The sequence below is a fragment of the Bacillus salipaludis genome (assembly GCF_030938565.1).
In the GTDB taxonomy this organism is placed as follows: domain Bacteria; phylum Bacillota; class Bacilli; order Bacillales; family Cytobacillaceae; genus Neobacillus; species Neobacillus salipaludis_A.
Window position 1 is genome coordinate 351,450 of sequence record NZ_JAVGVR010000001.1, and the last position, 18,744, is coordinate 370,193.

24 protein-coding genes are annotated in these 18,744 nt (G+C 44.2%); all 24 read right to left on the minus strand.

The annotated features are described in order from the left end of the window. Positions 1-17: 17 nt before the first annotated feature. Positions 18-1,526 (minus strand): F0F1 ATP synthase subunit alpha, encoded by a 1,509-nt coding sequence (gene atpA, locus RCG21_RS01640; RefSeq protein ID WP_133332928.1) that lies wholly within the window; start codon positions 1,524-1,526, stop codon positions 18-20. 24 nt (positions 1,527-1,550) lie between these two features. After that, a complete protein-coding gene (locus RCG21_RS01645; RefSeq protein ID WP_133332927.1) occupies positions 1,551-2,087 on the minus strand; it encodes a F0F1 ATP synthase subunit delta in 537 nt (178 codons plus the stop codon). After that, entirely contained in the window at positions 2,084-2,614 is a 531-nt protein-coding gene (locus tag RCG21_RS01650; protein ID WP_133332926.1) for a F0F1 ATP synthase subunit B, read from the minus strand. The genes RCG21_RS01645 and RCG21_RS01650 overlap by 4 nt, the downstream gene beginning before the upstream one ends. Positions 2,615-2,737: 123 nt before the next feature. Further along, positions 2,738-2,950: a F0F1 ATP synthase subunit C gene (gene atpE / locus RCG21_RS01655; RefSeq protein WP_026572680.1), complete on the minus strand. Its 213-nt coding sequence runs from the start codon at positions 2,948-2,950 to the stop codon at positions 2,738-2,740. Positions 2,951-3,001: 51 nt separating this feature from the next. Beyond that, entirely contained in the window at positions 3,002-3,715 is a 714-nt protein-coding gene (atpB, locus tag RCG21_RS01660; protein WP_133332925.1) for a F0F1 ATP synthase subunit A, read from the minus strand. A gap of 23 nt (positions 3,716-3,738) precedes the next feature. Continuing rightward, a complete protein-coding gene (locus tag RCG21_RS01665; RefSeq protein ID WP_026572678.1) occupies positions 3,739-4,113 on the minus strand; it encodes an ATP synthase subunit I in 375 nt (124 codons plus the stop codon). Between the two features lie 2 nt (positions 4,114-4,115). Then, a complete protein-coding gene (locus RCG21_RS01670) occupies positions 4,116-4,340 on the minus strand; it encodes an AtpZ/AtpI family protein (RefSeq protein ID WP_133333221.1) in 225 nt (74 codons plus the stop codon). Between the two features lie 331 nt (positions 4,341-4,671). Then, complete coding sequence (locus RCG21_RS01675) at positions 4,672-6,873, minus strand: S8 family serine peptidase (RefSeq protein WP_308912828.1); 2,202 nt, start codon at positions 6,871-6,873, stop codon at positions 4,672-4,674. 179 nt (positions 6,874-7,052) lie between these two features. Next, positions 7,053-7,682, minus strand: a complete 630-nt coding sequence (gene upp, locus RCG21_RS01680) for a uracil phosphoribosyltransferase (protein ID WP_026572675.1) — start codon at positions 7,680-7,682, stop codon at positions 7,053-7,055. Between the two features lie 120 nt (positions 7,683-7,802). Beyond that, a complete protein-coding gene (glyA, locus tag RCG21_RS01685; RefSeq protein ID WP_308912829.1) occupies positions 7,803-9,044 on the minus strand; it encodes a serine hydroxymethyltransferase in 1,242 nt (413 codons plus the stop codon). A gap of 129 nt (positions 9,045-9,173) precedes the next feature. Continuing rightward, positions 9,174-9,740: a TIGR01440 family protein gene (locus tag RCG21_RS01690; protein WP_133332922.1), complete on the minus strand. Its 567-nt coding sequence runs from the start codon at positions 9,738-9,740 to the stop codon at positions 9,174-9,176. 25 nt (positions 9,741-9,765) lie between these two features. Beyond that, positions 9,766-10,212, minus strand: a complete 447-nt coding sequence (rpiB, locus tag RCG21_RS01695) for a ribose 5-phosphate isomerase B (RefSeq protein ID WP_026572672.1) — start codon at positions 10,210-10,212, stop codon at positions 9,766-9,768. 114 nt (positions 10,213-10,326) lie between these two features. Further along, positions 10,327-10,773 carry a low molecular weight protein arginine phosphatase gene (locus RCG21_RS01700; protein WP_133332921.1) on the minus strand — a complete coding sequence of 149 codons (447 nt, stop codon included), beginning with the start codon at positions 10,771-10,773 and terminating at the stop codon, positions 10,327-10,329. 48 nt (positions 10,774-10,821) lie between these two features. Continuing rightward, the gene (locus RCG21_RS01705) at positions 10,822-11,379 is read right to left on the minus strand and encodes a manganese efflux pump MntP (protein ID WP_133332920.1); all 558 of its coding nucleotides are present in this window, start codon (positions 11,377-11,379) and stop codon (positions 10,822-10,824) included. 130 nt (positions 11,380-11,509) lie between these two features. Then, positions 11,510-11,662: a hypothetical protein gene (locus RCG21_RS01710; RefSeq protein WP_308912830.1), complete on the minus strand. Its 153-nt coding sequence runs from the start codon at positions 11,660-11,662 to the stop codon at positions 11,510-11,512. Between the two features lie 31 nt (positions 11,663-11,693). Continuing rightward, positions 11,694-12,749, minus strand: coding sequence for an L-threonylcarbamoyladenylate synthase (locus tag RCG21_RS01715; RefSeq protein ID WP_308912831.1), 1,056 nt, complete (start codon positions 12,747-12,749; stop codon positions 11,694-11,696). Between the two features lie 185 nt (positions 12,750-12,934). Next, the gene (locus RCG21_RS01720; protein ID WP_308912832.1) at positions 12,935-13,381 is read right to left on the minus strand and encodes a GNAT family N-acetyltransferase; all 447 of its coding nucleotides are present in this window, start codon (positions 13,379-13,381) and stop codon (positions 12,935-12,937) included. Positions 13,382-13,752: 371 nt separating this feature from the next. Next, entirely contained in the window at positions 13,753-14,763 is a 1,011-nt protein-coding gene (gene spoIIR / locus RCG21_RS01725; RefSeq protein WP_133332917.1) for a stage II sporulation protein R, read from the minus strand. Between the two features lie 226 nt (positions 14,764-14,989). Next, positions 14,990-15,844: a peptide chain release factor N(5)-glutamine methyltransferase gene (prmC, locus tag RCG21_RS01730; RefSeq protein ID WP_308912833.1), complete on the minus strand. Its 855-nt coding sequence runs from the start codon at positions 15,842-15,844 to the stop codon at positions 14,990-14,992. Next, positions 15,837-16,910, minus strand: coding sequence for a peptide chain release factor 1 (gene prfA / locus RCG21_RS01735; protein ID WP_133332915.1), 1,074 nt, complete (start codon positions 16,908-16,910; stop codon positions 15,837-15,839). Before prfA ends, prmC begins: the two co-directional genes overlap by 8 nt. Before the next feature lie 125 nt (positions 16,911-17,035). Further along, positions 17,036-17,248 (minus strand): hypothetical protein, encoded by a 213-nt coding sequence (locus RCG21_RS01740; protein ID WP_308912834.1) that lies wholly within the window; start codon positions 17,246-17,248, stop codon positions 17,036-17,038. After that, positions 17,245-17,484 carry an EexN family lipoprotein gene (locus tag RCG21_RS01745; protein ID WP_308912835.1) on the minus strand — a complete coding sequence of 80 codons (240 nt, stop codon included), beginning with the start codon at positions 17,482-17,484 and terminating at the stop codon, positions 17,245-17,247. The genes RCG21_RS01740 and RCG21_RS01745 overlap by 4 nt, the downstream gene beginning before the upstream one ends. A 118-nt stretch (positions 17,485-17,602) precedes the next feature. Continuing rightward, entirely contained in the window at positions 17,603-18,217 is a 615-nt protein-coding gene (locus RCG21_RS01750; protein ID WP_133332913.1) for a thymidine kinase, read from the minus strand. 104 nt (positions 18,218-18,321) lie between these two features. Continuing rightward, complete coding sequence (gene rpmE, locus RCG21_RS01755; RefSeq protein WP_133332912.1) at positions 18,322-18,534, minus strand: 50S ribosomal protein L31; 213 nt, start codon at positions 18,532-18,534, stop codon at positions 18,322-18,324. Positions 18,535-18,744 lie beyond the last annotated feature (210 nt).

Here is an 18,744-nt window from a genome sequence, read left to right on the forward strand (position 1 = left end):
TCAATGTTAGCCATGAATTACTCGGAAACTGCAAACGTCTTTTTGAAGGCGTTGATCGCAGATGCCCAATCGTCATCAGAAGGAAGATCCTTCGTTTTGGTAATATGGTCTAACAACTCTTTGCGATTGTGGTCTAACCATGTTAGGAATTCAGCTTCGAAGCGACGGATATCTTGTAATGGGATATCATCTAAGAAGCCGCGTGTTAATGCATATAGGATCGCTACTTGTTTTTCAACAGATAACGGCTTGTTCAAGTCTTGTTTTAGCACCTCAACGGTACGTGCACCACGATTCAGCTTCGCTTGGGTTGCTTTATCAAGGTCAGAACCAAATTGAGCAAATGCTTCTAGCTCACGGTATGAAGCAAGGTCAAGACGCAGTGTACCTGCAACCTTCTTCATCGCTTTGATCTGTGCCGATCCACCTACACGAGATACGGAAAGACCTGCGTTGATCGCTGGGCGAACACCGGAGAAGAAAAGGTCTGATTGTAAGAAAATTTGTCCATCTGTGATGGAGATAACGTTTGTTGGAATATAGGCAGAAACGTCACCTGCTTGTGTTTCGATAAATGGCAGTGCAGTGATTGAACCCGCGCCAAGGCTGTCGTTCAATTTCGCTGCACGTTCTAATAAACGGCTGTGCAAGTAGAATACATCCCCTGGATATGCTTCACGACCTGGAGGACGGCGAAGTAACAAGGAAAGCTCACGGTATGCAGATGCTTGTTTTGTTAAGTCATCATATACGATTAATACGTGCTTACCGTTGAACATAAATTCTTCACCCATTGATACGCCCGCATATGGTGCCAAGAACAGCATTGGAGCTGGTTGTGATGCAGATGCAGACACAACGATTGTGTAATCTAATGCGCCATTTTTACGAAGGGTTTCAACCGCACCGCGTACTGTTGATTCCTTTTGCCCAATGGCAACATAGATACAGATCATGTTTTGGCCTTTTTGGTTCAAGATTGTATCGATGGCAACGGAAGTTTTACCTGTTTGACGGTCACCAATGATTAACTCACGCTGACCACGGCCGATCGGCACAAGTGCGTCAATCGCTTTAATACCTGTTTGTAATGGCTCATGAACGGATTTACGCGCCATAACGCCCGTTGCTACTTGCTCAATAGGGCGAGTTTTTGTTGTATTGATTGGACCCATACCATCAATTGGTTGTCCTAATGAGTTTACTACACGTCCGATTAACTCTTCACCAACCGGAACCTCCATGATGCGGCCTGTACGGCGTACTTCGTCACCTTCACGGATATCAGTGAAAGGTCCAAGGATGATAATACCGACGTTATTTTCTTCAAGGTTTTGTGCCATACCCATAACGCCGTTTGAAAATTCAACTAGTTCTCCAGCCATAACGTTGTCAAGACCGTGAACACGAGCGATACCGTCACCAACGGTGATAACCGTACCAACATCTGTTACTTGAATTTCCGCCTGATAGTTTTCAATTTGCTTTTTTATCAGGGCACTGATTTCTTCAGCTTTGATGCTCATGAGTTTCACCCCTATCTACAAATCTTAGCTTAACAATTTACGTTGCAAACGATCGAGCTTGCCGCGCAAGCTGCCGTCATATATACGATTTCCGATGCGGACCTTCACGCCGCCAAGTAATTCGGAATCCACGATATTTTCAATTCTGAGAGACTGCTTGCCAACTTTTGCTGCAAAAGTAGCAGAGATCGCCTCACGCTCAGCATCTGAAAGCGGGCGCACGCTGGAGACTTCAGCTTCAGCAACACCGGATGCTTCATATGCAAGCTCAATAAACTGGTCGACCACTTCAACAATTTCACCTTCACGGTGGCGGTCCATTAGAATCATTAATGTATTAACAACAAATCCATTAATGTTTGCAAAAGCCTGTTTTAAAATGGCTTTTTTGTTTTCCTTTGAAAGTTTTAAAGAGCTGAGAACAGCCTTTAAATCCTTATTCGTTTGGATTACTTCTTTTACTACACGAAGATCTTCTTCTACTTGACTTAGAACCTGTTGTTCTTTAGCAATTTGAAAAAGTGCCGACGCATAGCGCTTTGCTACGATGGAGTTACTCATCGGCGTTCTCCTGCCTCTTTAATATATTCGTTGATGAGTTGATCCTGATCTTGGGTATTCAACTCTTTCTCAATAACCTTAGAGGCGATTAATACAGACAAGGAAGCAACTTGTTCGCGAATTGCGGCCATTGCTTTTTCCTTTTGCTGATCAATCTCAAGCTTTGCAGCTTCTTTCACGCGTTCTGCTTCTGTGCGGGCAATCGCAATGATTTCCTCACGCTGAACATCGCCTTGTTTTTTTGCATTTTCGATTAAGCTTTGTGCTTCTGTACGTGCTTCTTTTAAAAGGCTTCTTTGCTCTTCTAAAAGCTTTTGCGCTTCAACACGGCTTCCTTCAGCCGCATTAATTTCACCTGCAATATGGTCTTCACGCTGCTTCATGATGCCCATTAATGGACCCCACGCGAATTTTTTAAGCAATGCTAACAAAATTAAGAAAACTACTAGTTGGAAAATACTATCTCCACCATTGAAATGGCCTGCGCTTTCTGCAGCACCTAGGACAAATAGATTGCCTGATAACACCACGGGTTCACTCCCTTCAAGAGTCGTTCGCTACTCGAAAAAGTATGTTCTCTATTGCACAAACATAAATGGCGAAGGTGTCTCTTCTTCCTCTCCGCCACTTGGGATTTTTCTCTCTACTAATTAACGTCCTAAAACCATGAACGCGATAACAACGCCGATGATCGGTAATGCTTCAACTAACGCAACCCCGATAAACATTGTTGTTTGTAATAAACCACGAGCTTCTGGTTGACGAGCGATACCTTCAACTGTACGTCCAACGATTAAACCGTTACCAATACCTGCGCCTACTGCTGCCAAACCAATTGCAATTGCTGCTGCTATAAGATTCATTATAATGTTCCTCCTTAAAAATGTATGAATAATTTAGTGTTTAAAAATATATTAATGGTCGTGACTCACTTTGTGAGACAAGTAAACCATTGTTAACATGGTAAAAATGTATGCCTGGATCGTTCCGACGAATACGGAGAAACCTTGCCAAACAAGGGTTAATGGTACGGCTGCTATCATACCAGCTACTCCGGTCCAAGCTAAGCCTCCCGCTAAAAGCGATAGAAGCAATTCACCTGCGTAAATGTTCCCATAAAGACGCAGACCAAGCGTTAATGTGTTCGCGAATTCTTCAATAATTTTCAACGGGAACAAGAATCCCATTGGGCTGAAGAATCCCTTTCCATATCCAGCTGCACCTTTTAGCTTTACACCATAATAATGGGAAAGCGCAACGACCATTACGGCCAGCGATAATGTGACAGCAGGATCGGCTGTTGGTGATTTCCACCAAAGCTTACCATCAACGGAGATAGAAAATGGAAGACCTAGCATATTAGATACAAAGATATACAAAATTAAGGTAAGTCCAAGGATGTGGAATCTTCCGCCTTCCTTCCAATCCATCGTACTGTTGATGATTCCTTTGACGAAGTCCATCACCCATTCAAAGAAGTTTTGCATGCCTGTCGGCTTCATCGCAAGCTTCCGGGTAGATAGAACAGCAATGATAAAAACAATGAGACTTGCTACAAGAATCATTAGATCATTCGCCAAGTTAAAGGTTAGTCCCCCAAATGTTACTAAAGGAGCTTCATGATGCATCTATGTTCACCTCACTTCCCTTATCATTTATGAAAATGCAATGCATGATAAAAATAATCTATCATAATGACAATATAGGATGTCATTAGTCCCATAACCACACTGACTACATGAAAGTAATTGGGCCATCTCATGGCAATAATCACTGCGATCGCGGCTGTCGCCATTCTTTGCAGCGAGCCGAGCGATTTCATTTTTTTACCTTTATCAAAGGCCTTGTCGAACTTCTCTGTTTTCTTGGTTAACATCCAGATGTTCAGAAAACTAAAGCATGTCCCAAGAATTAATCCTAAAAATACAGTTTTGTAGGAGGTAAACCCCCATCCAAGCACGAATATAGATAACAAGTACAAATTCCATTTTCGCTGCCTAGTAAATATCTCTCTAAAATCCGGCATAATCATTTATCTCCCGAGAAAAAATGGCGAATCGAAACAAGCATGGCATAGGTTCCCGCTGCTAATCCGATTAACAATCCGATAATTAAGAAAATTGGCTCGGTACCCCACTGATGGTCCAACCATCTTCCTGCAAAAATACCAATGAGAATGGAACCTACTAACTGGGAGACAATTGCGGACATTAAAGCCATAGCTTGAAATGGATTGCGGTTGTTTTTACGCATCATTATCGCATCCTCACCATAAGAGAATGTGAACCGGGCTTTATGGCAAATCACCAAGGAAATTAACACTTTCTTGAATGTGAAAACCTTATCATTTACACCCTTTGTAAGCATACAATAGGCAATATGTAAAGTCAATGAGTTTCCACGAAATATTCACTTGCAATTTTCAGCTTTTCACGATATATTAGGATACTAAAAATTATCAGAAAATTTAATATATACCTATACTCTTCCCCTTAGAAATTTTTTTGAAAAAACTTACCTAGGAGGACACACAGTTAGTTAATACGGCCAAGTTTTAAAAAGGTTTCACTTTCTTTTTAAAAATTTACTGCTGCCGTTTTTCGATTTTTAACATCGTTTCAATGAAATCCTCTTTACCGGCCTTTTTCGCAAAAACTTTGGCAAGGTATACCCCGTCCTCCGGAAGATTCTCATTTTCAATTTTCTTTTGAATCAATCCTTTTTTGACATTTTCAATGGAATCTAAAAAACCGACAAAGCGATAATCACCGGGATCGAACAAGGCAATGCCGAACTCCTCGGCTCCCCCCGGAAGGTAAACCTCATATAAGTACTGCCCCGGAGCATCACCTTCCCCAAAGGAAAATCCCATTACCCTCGGGTAATTTGGTTCTTCGAGTACATAGATATATGGAATATGGATGAGGGTGGATCCCGCCTTAAGCTTGATGTAACCATCATGAATTTTATTTTTAATGCTTTGCGGGTCGACCCTCAGTTCAATTGCAACATCCTTGGTTTCCTTAGGTGCCAAGGTAAACGAAAGCGGAATTTTCCACGATAGTCCCTCTGTTCGCTCTGGAACATCAAAGGAATATCTCTTTGTTGCATTGCTTGTATTTTCAACGTGTAAAAGGGTTTTATGAACATCCCGCTGTTCTGTAAATTTACCAAAGTGAATCGAGCTCGGTGTCACAAGCGATTCCGTTTTTACCGCCTCGGGCACTTGAATCCTCCCTGCTCCCTGCTCGTAAGTCCGATACGGAGTATTTGCATTTTTAAACAGTGTCTTGGCTGTATTCATCAAGGAAGCTTTTATTTGCTGTGGCGTCCAGTCTGGGTGGGCCTGTTTGATTAAGGCACAGGCACCGGCGACATGCGGTGCTGCCATACTTGTGCCCTGTAACGAAAGATAGCCGCCCGGTACGGTTGAGTTAATCGCAACCCCGGGAGCCACGATATCTGGTTTTACCTCCCATGTTCCGGTTACTGGACCTCGAGAACTAAACTCTGCCATCCGGTCCTTTTCTTCTTTTTGGATAATCCGCATTGTGATAGACGTTTCTTTTAATAACTGCTCCCCGTCATGCTTTGAAATGGACCCGACGGGAAGCGGTAGCAACGTTTCTAAATTTCCGATAAAATTTCCGCTCATATTATTGTAGATGAGTACAGCCTTGGCCCCCGCCTTTTGGGCGTTTTTAGCCTTTTCAGTAAAGGTTAAGCGGCCGCGCTTAATGAGAACGATTTTGCCCGCAACATTTTTCAAGTCTTCCTTCTTGCCAATTCCACCATCGACGATTGTATACGAGCGGTCCAACTCCCATTTTTCCGAACCTTCCATTGGCTGAATTCGGATTTTTTTCCGCGTTCCTTCTATTAATAAGGACGGTATTTTCATGGTGGGTGTCGAGGCCCCGACGGAGATTGCTTTTGATGCCGTTCCGGGTGAACCGACTGTCCAAATATTCGGGCCGGCATTGCCATTTGCCGCCACCGCGACAATTCCTTTGTCGACGGCGCGGTTGAGCGCGAGGCTAATCGGCAGATCCGGACCGTTGACATCATTTCCAAGGGAAAGATTCATGATATCGACCTTATCCTTAATGGCTTGATCGATCGCAGCAATAACTTGCTCCGTCGTTCCGCCCCCTCCTGGTCCGAGTGCCCGATAAGCAATAATCTTCGCCTCTGGGGCAACACCGCGGATTTTACCATTAGCGGCGATGATTCCCGCAACATGTGTACCGTGAATGGTCGCTTTGCCAATAGCACGGGTTTCCATAGGATCCTTGTCGTTATCAACAAGGTCGTGTCCACCGCCATAGTTGCGCCGAAGGTCGGGATGGGTGTAATCCACACCGGTATCGATGACCGCGACAGTGATTCCTTTGCCAGTGAGGCGTTGATTTTTCGGTGAAAATAATCCGCGTACCTCTTCCCCTCCAATGATTTTGACGCTCTCCTCAGTCTGGGCCTGGTAACTGGTTACGGGAGACACGTTTAGAATTTTAACGTTTTCTGCTAGTTTTGTGATGGCCGCGCGGTTGCCCTCAATGGAAAATCCTGTGATGGCTTCCGTAAAAATACGGCGCAGTTTGATGTCCTTGTATGATGTGAGGAACTGTTTGATTTGTTCTTTAGTTTGTGGTTGTTTTGTAACGACGATGGCGACGGTTTGCTGATTTGGGATCGGCGGTGTGATCAGTTTCCTTGTTTGGGATTGGATTGGTGCGGGTATGGTGATGGATGTAATTAGAATAATGGCTAGAATAAGTTTCTTCATTTTGCTGATTTCCCCTTTTTTCATAGGGTTTTCTTTGGGTGAAGGAAATATGCAGGAGGATTTTTTGGGGAGGGGATATCTGTGGTGGAGTTTACCCTCCACTTTTACCAAAATACCTTCCGCTACCCATTTCCCCAATAAAAAAAGAGACCTTTTTCAAAAAAAGATCTCTCAAAAAATTATTTCGTTCCAAACAACCGATCTCCAGCATCGCCTAGTCCTGGTACGATATAGCCGTGGTCATTTAGCTTTTCATCTAACGCTGCAATATAGATATCAACATCCGGGTGAGCCGTTTTCACCGCTTCGACTCCCTCTGGTGCAGCAATCAAGCACATAAACTTGATATGTTTCGCGCCGCGCTTCTTCAACGAGTTGATTGCTTCATTGGCTGAACCGCCAGTTGCCAGCATTGGATCAACGACGATGAAATCACGTTCTTCCACATCACTTGGAAGTTTTGCATAGTATTCAACTGGCTTAAGTGTTTCCGGATCACGGTAAAGACCGATATGGCCTACCTTCGCTGCCGGAATTAATTTCAAAATCCCATCAACCATTCCAATCCCTGCGCGCAGAATCGGAACAAGACCGATTTTCTTCCCGGAAAGAACCTTTGATTGGGCCGGACAAACCGGTGTTTCAATCGTAATATCTTCAAGCGGCATATCCCTCGTGATCTCAAAAGCCATAAGTGTTGCCACTTCGTCTACCAATTCCCTGAACTCTTTCGTTCCTGTGTTTTTATCACGTATGTATGTAAGCTTATGCTGAATGAGTGGGTGGTCGAAGACGTAAACCTTTGCCACAAAAATCGCCCCTTTTATAAAAAATTTAACATCAAACACTTCGTCTAATTTTACAGAAAAACCCCCAATAGAGCAAATAAAAATCGACCTTTTTTATAAAAAGGCCGATTCCCAAAAATCTTAATATTCAGGATATAAAACAAATTTGCTCGTTAACGCTTCAACGCGCTTGCTAGCTTCTTCAAGCTTCGCTTTGTCTTCATGGTTTTTCAAAGTAAACGCAATAATCGATGCAATTTCATCCATATCCTCTAAACCGAAACCGCGGCTTGTAACAGCTGCAGTACCAATACGGACACCGCTTGTTACAAATGGGCTGTTTTGATCGTAAGGAATGGTATTTTTGTTAACGGTAATTCCTACTTCATCAAGGACATGCTCAGCCACTTTACCAGTTAAGCCAAGAGTCGTTACATCCACTAATAATAAGTGGTTGTCCGTTCCGCCGGAAACAAGCTTTAAGCCTTCTTTTTGCAGACCTTCAGCAAGACGTTTTGCGTTCGCAATAATGTTTCCTGCATACTCTTTAAAGCTGTCCTGCAATGCTTCGCCAAAAGCAACCGCTTTTGCAGCAATCACATGCATTAATGGACCGCCCTGGATTCCAGGGAAAATGGACTTATCAATCTTTTTCGCAAACTCTTCACGGCAAAGAATCATCCCGCCGCGTGGGCCTCTTAAGGTTTTATGCGTAGTAGTCGTAACAAAATCTGCATATGGAACAGGATTTGGGTGAAGACCTGCCGCAACAAGACCTGCAATATGAGCCATATCCACCATTAAATAGGCGCCCACTTCATCAGCGATTTCACGGAATTTTTTAAAGTCAATTTCGCGAGGATATGCGCTGGCACCCGCAACAATCAATTTCGGCTTATGCTGGCGAGCTTTTTCTAAAACATCCTCATAATTGATGCGGTGTGTTTCTTCATCTACACCGTACTCAACGAAATTATATTGAACACCACTGAAGTTTACCGGACTTCCGTGTGTTAAGTGACCGCCGTGTGAAAGGTTCATCCCTAGAACGGTATCGCCTTGCTCAAGAATTGTGAAGTAAACAGCCATGTTTGCTTGTGCACCGGAGTGTGGCTGTACGTTCGCATGCTCTGCACCGAAGATTGCTTTCGCACGGTCACGCGCTAAATCTTCTACGATATCAACATATTCGCAGCCGCCATAATAGCGTTTTGCCGGATATCCTTCGGCATATTTATTAGTTAAAACAGACCCCTGTGCTTCCATAACCGCTTCGCTTACAAAGTTTTCTGATGCAATTAATTCAATCTTCGCGCGCTGACGTCCTAATTCCTGTTGAATTGCCTGAAATACCTGCTCGTCCTGCTGTGATAAGTGCTTCATAAAGATCCCCCTTTATTGGTTAAAATCCGCTATTCAGTTAAAATCAACCTCATTTTAACATAGTTTTTTGGTTATCGAAAAAGAAAGAATATTTGAATTTTTGGAATTGCTTTCATGAAAAAATGCTTATTAGCTACAGCTCAAATTCTCACTTTTACGCTCGTATACGGCTCTTTCCCCACCAATGAGTTTTGGCCGTGTCCGTGCAAGCGTTACGTGGGCATGTCCCACCATTTTTTGCTTCACGCGAACGGGTACAGCGACATGTTTTAAATGCATGCCGATAAAGGTTTGGCCGATATCAATTCCCGCATCCGCCTTGATAAATTCCACGACGACTGCATCCGTCATTTTTTCAAATGCGTACGTTGCCATTGCCCCGCCTGCTTTTCGTACGGGCACAACCGAAACCTCGTCCAATTTCCGTTCGTTCGCTGTTGCCCTTTCGATCACCAATGCACGGTTTAAATGCTCGCAGCATTGGAAGGCCAAACGAATTCCAGTCTTCTCCTGAAATTGTTTTAACTGGCGAAAAATCATTTCCGCGACCTCTAACGTACCGGATGTGCCGATTTTTTCGCCCATGACCTCGCTTGTACTGCAGCCGACCACCAAGAGCTGACCCGGTTTTAAGTCGGCCTGGTCGTTAAACTCTGACAGTATCGCTTCTAATTCCTGTTCCCACTTCTTTATCATGATTTTCGCCCCTTATTTTGGGATATTAAAGATGCTTATTTTCAATTTCAGTAATTTTGTTGACACGATTGGCATGTCGGCCACCTTCAAACTCGCCTGTCAGCCAAATTTGCGCGATATCTCTCGCAAGACCGGGGCCAATCACGCGCTCTCCCATTGTTAAAATATTGCTGTCATTATGGGCACGTGTTGCCTTTGCACTGAATGTATCATGAACAATTGCCGCACGAATTCCTTTTACTTTGTTTGCCGCAATGCACATGCCAATGCCGGTGCCGCAAATCAAAATGCCGCGGTCAAACTCGCCGTTTGCTACTTTTTCCGCAACCGGCAGGGCATAGTCGGGATAATCGACGGATGTTTCGCAGTCACAGCCAAAGTCCTGATATTCGATGCCCAATTCATCTAGTAAATGAGCGATTTCCTTGCGAATATTCACGCCGCCATGATCTGATGCCAATGCTACCTTCATAAAAATACCCCCAGATTTAAATTTACTCTGCCTACATTTTGACATACCCGGAGAAAAAGATAAAGTTTCTTACCATCACAAAAAAGGCCCTCCAATTAAGATGGAGAGCCAGCCTTACGTATGCTTCGTTATTTTTTCAATAACGATATCAATTAATTTTTCAAGCTCCTGAAAGGTTTCGCGATAAATAGAGACGTTCCCGCCATAGGGATCACTTACATCTTGAAAGACGGTTTCTCCGGTATATTCCTTAAGGGTAAAAAGCTTCGCCGCCGATTCCGGATAATAATTCAAAATCGCGCCCTTATGGGAACCGGTCATCGTTAAAATCAGATCCGCCCAGCCCACTTCTTCTCCCGTCAGCATACTGGATTGATGATTATGTACAATTTGATTTTCCTCCAACACCTGCTTGGCGTGTGCCGAAGCTTCATTGCCGTCCACCGCAAAAACCCCTGCTGAGCGAACCTCAATGCCTTCGAGGTTTTTATTTTTCAAAATTGCTTCCGCCATTGGACTCCTACATGTATTTCCCGTACAAACAAATAAGATGCGCCGCATGTTACTTGCCCCCTTTCTTTCTAGTATTTTAACAAATTACTGCCATCATCACCAAAAAAGTGGAAGCAGTTTTACCCCGAAAGCTAGCAGGATCGTACCGCCAAGCGCCTCGCTATAGGGGCCTATCCAGCCTTGTACCTTTCTGCCGAGCAAGAGACCCGCCCATGCTTGCAAGGTTGCTACAATCCCAAAGCATATAATAACCATAATGGTTTTGGCACCATATATTCCGAGAGTAAGGCCAAGGGAAAAACTATCGAGGCTCACACTGAGGGCAAAAACAATTAAACCAAACCCAACTGGGGTCATCACTTTTTCATCGCCTTTTTTGAAGCTGCCCCAGATCATTTGCACTCCTAAAATGATGAGCAGCAGACCGCCGATTAGGGACGCAAAGGTACCGAATTTTGCCGATAAAAATTTTCCGGCCAGGATTCCTACGAGCGGCATCCATACATGAAAAAGTCCGATGGTCAGACCGATTTTAAAAATTTGCCGTCGTCTGAGGTTGTACATCCCCATGCCGAGGCCAACAGAAAAGGCATCCATACCTAGCGCGAGTGCCATTATTACGAGTGTAAGGATTTCTCCAATCATTGCTGACATTCTTTCTCCGCCCCCTTGGACTTGCTATTTCAACATATGCACGTCCACTGCCGTTTAGAAGTCAGACCTGAGAAATTGGGGAATTAGATTTATTGTCCACTTGGGCCTTTTTATTTGCCACTTTTATGAGTTATTTTCCATTCATGTTATTTTCATTTAAAAGCAGGGCCTTGAACCTTGGCACCGATACTTTTGTATCTGGTATTCTATTATTTGCCACTTTCGTCACTTTATTTACCACTTCCACCCATATATCAGCCTTCCCAGCAACCAAAAAAAGCACCCAGTCCCCCCAGGTGCTCCCCCAAAAACAATTATTCCGAAATAACCTTATTCCCCGCAGCCTTCTCCAGCCGGTTCATAATTGCCAGACCAACTCCGCCCCTCGGGAACATTTCACTAAAAATTACATCGACCTTTTCTAAATTAAATCGCCGCAATGTATCATAAAGCTCCGTTGCAACCGTTTCGAGCTCAGCCCTTTGTCCACAAGCAATCACAACATCCGCCGAAAATTCACTCTTATTCTCCTCCGTTGTCAGCACGCCGACACGCAAACCCTCACGCCGTTTTTCATCCACAAGCTCCTGAAGAAACGACCGGCTCCCATCGATTAAATAAAGCGGAGCATTCGGGGCGTAATGACGGTATTTCATCCCAGGCGATTTCGGCTTCAATCCACCTTCGCCGGCACCACTCTCAAGCGCCGGATCCATCCGAACCTCCCCAATCACTTCCTCAAGCTGCTCCTTTGTCACACCACCTGGCCGCAAAATAACCGGAACCGCTTCCGTACAATCCACAACGGTCGACTCGACACCAACACCGGTCGGACCCGCATCCAGCACCCCGGCAATTTTCCCTTGCAAATCCTCAATCACATGCTCAGCATGAGTCGGACTTGGCTTTCCTGAACTATTCGCACTTGGTGCAGCAATCGGCAGACCGCACGCCTTTAGCAGCGAGATGGCGACCGGATGGTCCGGCATCCTCACTCCAACCGAGTCAAGACCCGCAGTTGCTTTTTCCGAAAGCACGCCTTGCTTCTTTTTAAATATAATCGTCAATGGACCTGGCCAAAATGCCTCCATCAACCGCTCTGCCGTTTCCGGTATTTCCGCCACAAATCGACACAACTGCTCCCAATCCGCAATATGAATAATTAACGGGTTATCCCCAGGTCTGCCCTTTGCCGCAAAAATCTTCGCGACCGCCACGTCGCTCTCCGCATTCCCGCCAAGGCCGTAAACCGTTTCCGTCGGGAGCGCAACCACCTCATTTTCTCGTAAAAAATGTGCTGCATCCACAATATGTGGATTATTTTCTAAGATATCCACATAGTTATCCACTTTCCAAACTTTTGTGTTCATAGTTATCCACCTTTATATAAAAACAAAACTTCTATCGAAATTTGCCGAATCTAGGCACCTAGACTCATATTTTTCACATTATACGTTTGCAAGTATAAAAGAAGGTGTGGAAAAATACAAGTTTTGTCCACAAATTGTGTATAACTTAGTGGAAATAGTGGATAACTTTGCCCAAATATCCACATCTACAATAAAAATTTCAGAAAAATCGAGTTATCCACATTTAAAATATGTCGAATATGCTCAGACCCGTTCATTTCAGACGGTAATTCCGCACGTTCAATCTCCTGGAACCCTAGCAAATTGAAAAATGGCAGGGCCGCCCGCTTATTCGTCGCCAAAAATAAACTTTCCATCCCCTTCTCCTTCGCAAGCTTCATCATTTGTTCCACAAGAATAAAGATTTCTTTTTCCGTCTGCCCTGGGGTGACCACCAATGAGCGAAGCAGGCCAAAGCCTTCAAACGCCTCGATTCCAAGCGTGCCCTTTAATTGTCCTTCCACATCCTCTAGCAGCAAAAAGTATTCAATCGTTTCGTCTGTTAGTCCGTCGGTCCCAAGGTTTGCCTTGATCAAGAACTCTCTTAATTTCCCCAAATCCTGCTTATTTGCCGTGCGAATCAATGCCTGCATCGTGTTCCACCCCATTTTTTTAAATTCTATTCTATGAATATGAGAAAATAGGAAAAGTAGAACAATGAACTCTATTATTTTTAAAACAAGGCTATGTTAAACTTATCTGTTGATTTCCGTTCCAGGCACAAGCGGTTCACGGGCGTGCCGGGGAGCCTCCTCGCCGCTTCGCTCCTGTGGGGTCTTTCCCCTGCCCCGTACTCCCGCAGGACACTGAATTGCTTCCTTGAATCCACCCACGCACGAAGAAAATGCGTTAGCATTTTCGAGGAGTCTCCGTGCCTTCCACTCCACTTAACAGGGTTAAAAAATCAACAATGTCCTTTAACACAGACTAAAACAAAAAAGAACCCTTCCCATTGAAAGGGTTCTTAGTCAAAAAGCTTTTTCCACAATTCTACTACGAAAAATTTCACTTGAACAGGATCCTCGTCTTTAGAGGTATAAACAGGCGCTTGAGCTGTCTGTTCGGATTTGCTTACATCCACGGACTTTTCCACAGTATTTTTATCAGTGGTTTCAGCCTTTTGCTCTACACCACTAGTAGCCGGTGCAGATTTCTCCTTAACATCACTAGTAACTGCAGTAGGATTTTCTTCAGTATTATTAGTCGTTGTAGTAGACTTTTCCTCAACCTCGCTAGTTCGTGTTACAGGATTTTGCTCAACCTTACTATCTGTTTCTACATGCTTTTTCTCAACTTTACTAGTAGAGGTCACAAATCTTCGCTCAGAATCCGTCGATTCTTGCTCTTCGTCACTCCCTGCCGCCACAGCCTTTTGCTCTTCTCCTTGGTCTTCCACTTTTTCACTAGTTTTCTCCGAATCCCTCTGAACTTCCGACTCCGATTTTACCTTTTCATCAAACCCATCGCTCACCGCAACCCCATTTGAAAAATCAAGAAAGCATAATGGCGGATATAGCACACACCACCAGTTTGCACCTTTTCCTTCACCAAGCGTGATTAAAATCGCTTGATACTCACCTGCAGGATATAAAAACTCGCCATATAACTTCGTTGGAAACTGAACCTTACCGAACTCGACATGCACTGCTTGCTTCGAACCTTTAGCCGCAACCGTTTTTTCCGCAATGTCCTGAATTTCCGGGAGCTTTGACTTAATTACCGATCTTGCTTTATTAATCGAAGTTAAATCCTTCACCCAAACGGTAATTTTCGCATTCACCGCATCCCTTACTTCACGCTTCAACTGCTGGTCAGCCGGCACATCACTGTTTGCTAGAATCCTTAAGCGGATCGCTTCCCCCGGAATCACCACTGACTCCTTCGCAATCGCTTCATTTTTCGGTATATATAAACTTAATATCGTCCCAAACGATAAAATTAGAAGATACGCCCAAATCAATGTTTTACTATGCATTCTTAGCACCGTCCCTTCGATATCCTCATTGTGGACAGAAACTAAGAATCTTAAACTAGTAATTTTTAATATTTTTAAAAGAAAAGCGGAAGCGCCTCGTTCAGCTCCGACAAGCACAAGACAAGCCGGCCGAAAGGTTGATCTTTAACCTTTTGGACGGATTGGCCTGTGACCTAGAGGGGCTAGGCGCTGGAGCTGGACAATTCTCAAAGTTGAAAAAACGCCCCTACACCCCGAAGCCAATTTCCGCAAACACCATCCGGTCCTTACCGTTTATATCATTCACAATCTCCACTTTTACGTCTTTAAAGGCTTTTTGAAAAAGCTCCGCTACCGCTTCGCCCTGACCGGCCCCAATTTCAAAGCCAACGAGCGCGACCGGCGCTAGTACACGAGGCAGCTCTTCCATAAAGCGGCGGTAAAAATCCAAGCCGTCCTCACCAGCAAACAACGCCCGGTGCGGCTCATGCTCCGTTACCACTTCAGACATTGTTATTATATCGCCAGTAGGAATATAAGGCGGATTGGAAATTACGACATCAAGCTCTTCTTGAAAAGGCTGAAGCAGGTCTCCTAGATAAAATTTGACGTCCGCCCCAAGCAGCCGGGCATTTTCTTTTGCCACCTTCAGTGAATCCTCGGCAATATCGGAGGCGGAAACATTTAATGTTGGGTCCTCAAGTTTTAGCGAAATCGCAATCGCGCCGCTCCCAGTCCCAATATCCGCAAGTTTTTTCGTGTCTTTCGGAAGCCTTTTTACTCTTTTCAATGTTTCATAAACAAGTTCTTCCGTTTCCGGCCGCGGAATCAGCACTGCTTCATTCACGATAAACGTTCGGCCGTAAAATTCCTCTGAGCCGATGATATATTGAATTGGAGTTCCTTTCACATGCTCATGCACTGCTTTTTCAAATTGGTCCCAAACGGTTGGGTCCAAATCCTCTCTGACATTCGCAAATAGATGTGCCCGCGACATTCCGGTGAAATGGCGGAGGAGAAGTTCCCCTGCGTTCTCATCTCGGTTAGATTTTTTTAAAAAAGAAGAAGCCCATTGAAGAGCTTCGTAAATTTTTTTACTCATTTGCGGCATTTTCCAATCTTCTTGCTTGGTCATCTAAAACCAAAGCATCAATAATTTCCTCAAGCTTGCCTTCAATGATTTGATCAAGTTTTTGAATCGTTAAACCGATTCGGTGGTCCGTCACGCGATTTTGCGGATAGTTGTAAGTTCGAATCCGCTCTGAACGGTCACCGGTACCAACCGCAGATTTCCTCGCCTGGTCAAGCTCCGCCTGAGCTTCCTGCTGGAACTTGTCATATACACGTGCCCTTAAGATCTTCATGGCTTTATCCTTGTTCTTATGCTGGGATCTTTCGTCCTGACTGGTTGCGACGATACCAGTCGGAATATGGGTTAAACGAACCGCTGACATGGTCGTGTTAACGCTCTGTCCACCGGCACCGCTTGATGCGAAAGTATCAAAGCGGATATCCTTATCGTTGATCTCGATATCAAACTCTTCTGCTTCCGGCAGCGTAGCAACGGTTGCAGTAGAGGTATGGATGCGGCCGCCTGACTCAGTTTCCGGAACGCGCTGCACACGGTGGGCACCATTTTCATATTTTAGTTTGGAATAGGCACCTGTCCCGGTAATCATAAAGATAATTTCTTTATAGCCGCCGAGGCCGGTTTCGTTGGCATCAATTACCTCTGTTTTCCAGCCCTGTGATTCAGCATAACGGCTGTACATTCGATATAATGTACCTGCAAACAACGCTGCCTCATCCCCGCCCGCAGCACCGCGGACTTCCATGATCACGTTTTTATCATCGTTCGGATCTTTTGGAATGAGAAGAATTTTAAGCCGTTCTTCCAATTCTTCGATTTGCGCTTCAAGTTCATGAACCTCTTCTTTTACCATTTCGCGCATTTCAGCATCTAGTTTATCCTCAAGCATGGCTTTCGCATCTTGAAGCTGTTCCTTCGCTTCTTTATATTGACGATAAGTTTGTACAGTTTCTTGTATATCAGATTGTTCTTTTGAATAATCACGCAGTTTTTTTGAATCATTAATAATTTCCGGATCGCTTAAAAGTTCGTTCAACCTTTCGTAGCGATCTTCAACAGATTGAAGACGATCAAACACAGTTACTTCACCTCAAATTTTAGTCCATAACATTCTAATTATAGTATAGGTGAAATGCATGCGTCAAAACCAAATATTACGGGAAAAATTTTAATAAAAAAACATGCCCTAAAAATCAGAGCATGTTATCTGCGGTCTTCCTGTACTCGAACCTCAATATTGTAGCGCGGCAAGGCTTGGACTAGTTTCTTATGAAGGCGCGCTTCCGCATCCTCTCGCTGCTGATCATTCAGCATGCCGTTTTTATAAACATTCACCCACATTCGGTCACCATTAATCCAAACCGAATCCGTTCTGAATTCATGCGTATCCCGAATGACCTTTTTCGCCTTCCTCACATCAATCCCAGTATCCTGCCCTCCCCCGTACCACGGGTGCTCGTACCTTCCAGGTTAAGAAAATTGGGATTCTGATTCTGAACATCCTGGCCAACAAGAGGTTTCTTATACTTATTAGACATCTCATTTGGGGCACTGCGATCCTTGCGCAAATCATAATCTGCAGCCTCATTTCCACACCCCGTCACCGCAAAAAGCATGGTAAGCAATAATGAAGGAACAATAAACTTTCTCAATGTTTACACCTCCATTACTATCATTCCCATGCCCTCACTAACTTCTCAAGAGAATTCTTTCCATTTGACAAAATTCGGGTGGTGCCTGGCACCACCCGAATTTTGTCGAAACAAATATTTACATTTTTGAAGCTGCTTCTTCCTGTTCACGATAGGCGTTTTTTGGGACTTCGTGGTGGTGACGGCAGCGTGGTTCGTAGGCCTCGGATGCACCGACCAGGATAATGGGGTCGTGGTAGGATGCAGGCCGGCCGTCGATTAGGCGCTGGGTTCGGCTTGATGGGGAACCGCAGACGGTGCAGACGGCTTGGAGTTTTGTGACGTGTTCAGCGATGGAGAGGATGGCTGGTACTTGTCCAAAGGGTTCACCGCGGAAATCCATGTCAAGGCCAGCGACAATTACACGGTGGCCGCTGTCGGCTAGCTGCTGAACAATGCGAACAATTCCTTCATCAAAAAATTGAACTTCGTCGATCGCAATAATATCGATGTCTGACTCGATATGGTGCAGAATTTCAATGGAGTGGGAAATGGGCTTCGCAATAAAAGAAGAGCCATTATGGGAGACTACAGATTGCTCACTGTAGCGATTATCAATTTTTGGTTTAAACACAGCTATTTTTTGCTTGGCAAATTGAGCGCGTCTTACGCGACGGATCAATTCCTCTGATTTTCCAGAAAACATACTGCCACAGATAACCTCAACCCATCCGCTTTGTTTCATTACATACATAAAACGGCCTCTCCTTCCTAAAAGCAAAACCTAATAAAAATCTATATTTTTTCAATAAAAAACAGGCAAGTAAAATTTCTCTTGCCTGTTTTGGGCGTTCATAATTACTGTTGTTGTGACTTAAGGCCGTATTTTTTGTTGAAACGGTCAACACGTCCGCCAGCTTCAGCAAATTTTTGACGACCAGTGTAGAATGGATGACATTCAGAACAAGTTTCAACACGGATCTCATTTTTTACTGAACCAGTTTCAAATGTGTTACCGCATGCACAAGTCACCTTAACTGTTTTATAATTCGGATGAATTCCTGCTTTCATTTTTTTCAGCTCCTTCCGCCCTGAATCTTTCGAAACAGAGTTATCATAAGTGCTTGTCTTAAACAGGCACTGAAATACTTAAAACACACTGTACCCATTATAACAACGAGCGTTTATTTTTGCAAGCAAGGATTTTTTGGAAAAACTGTAGTTAACTTCCGCTCCAGGCGCAAGCGGTCCGTGGGCGGTCCGGGGAGCCTCCTCGTCGCT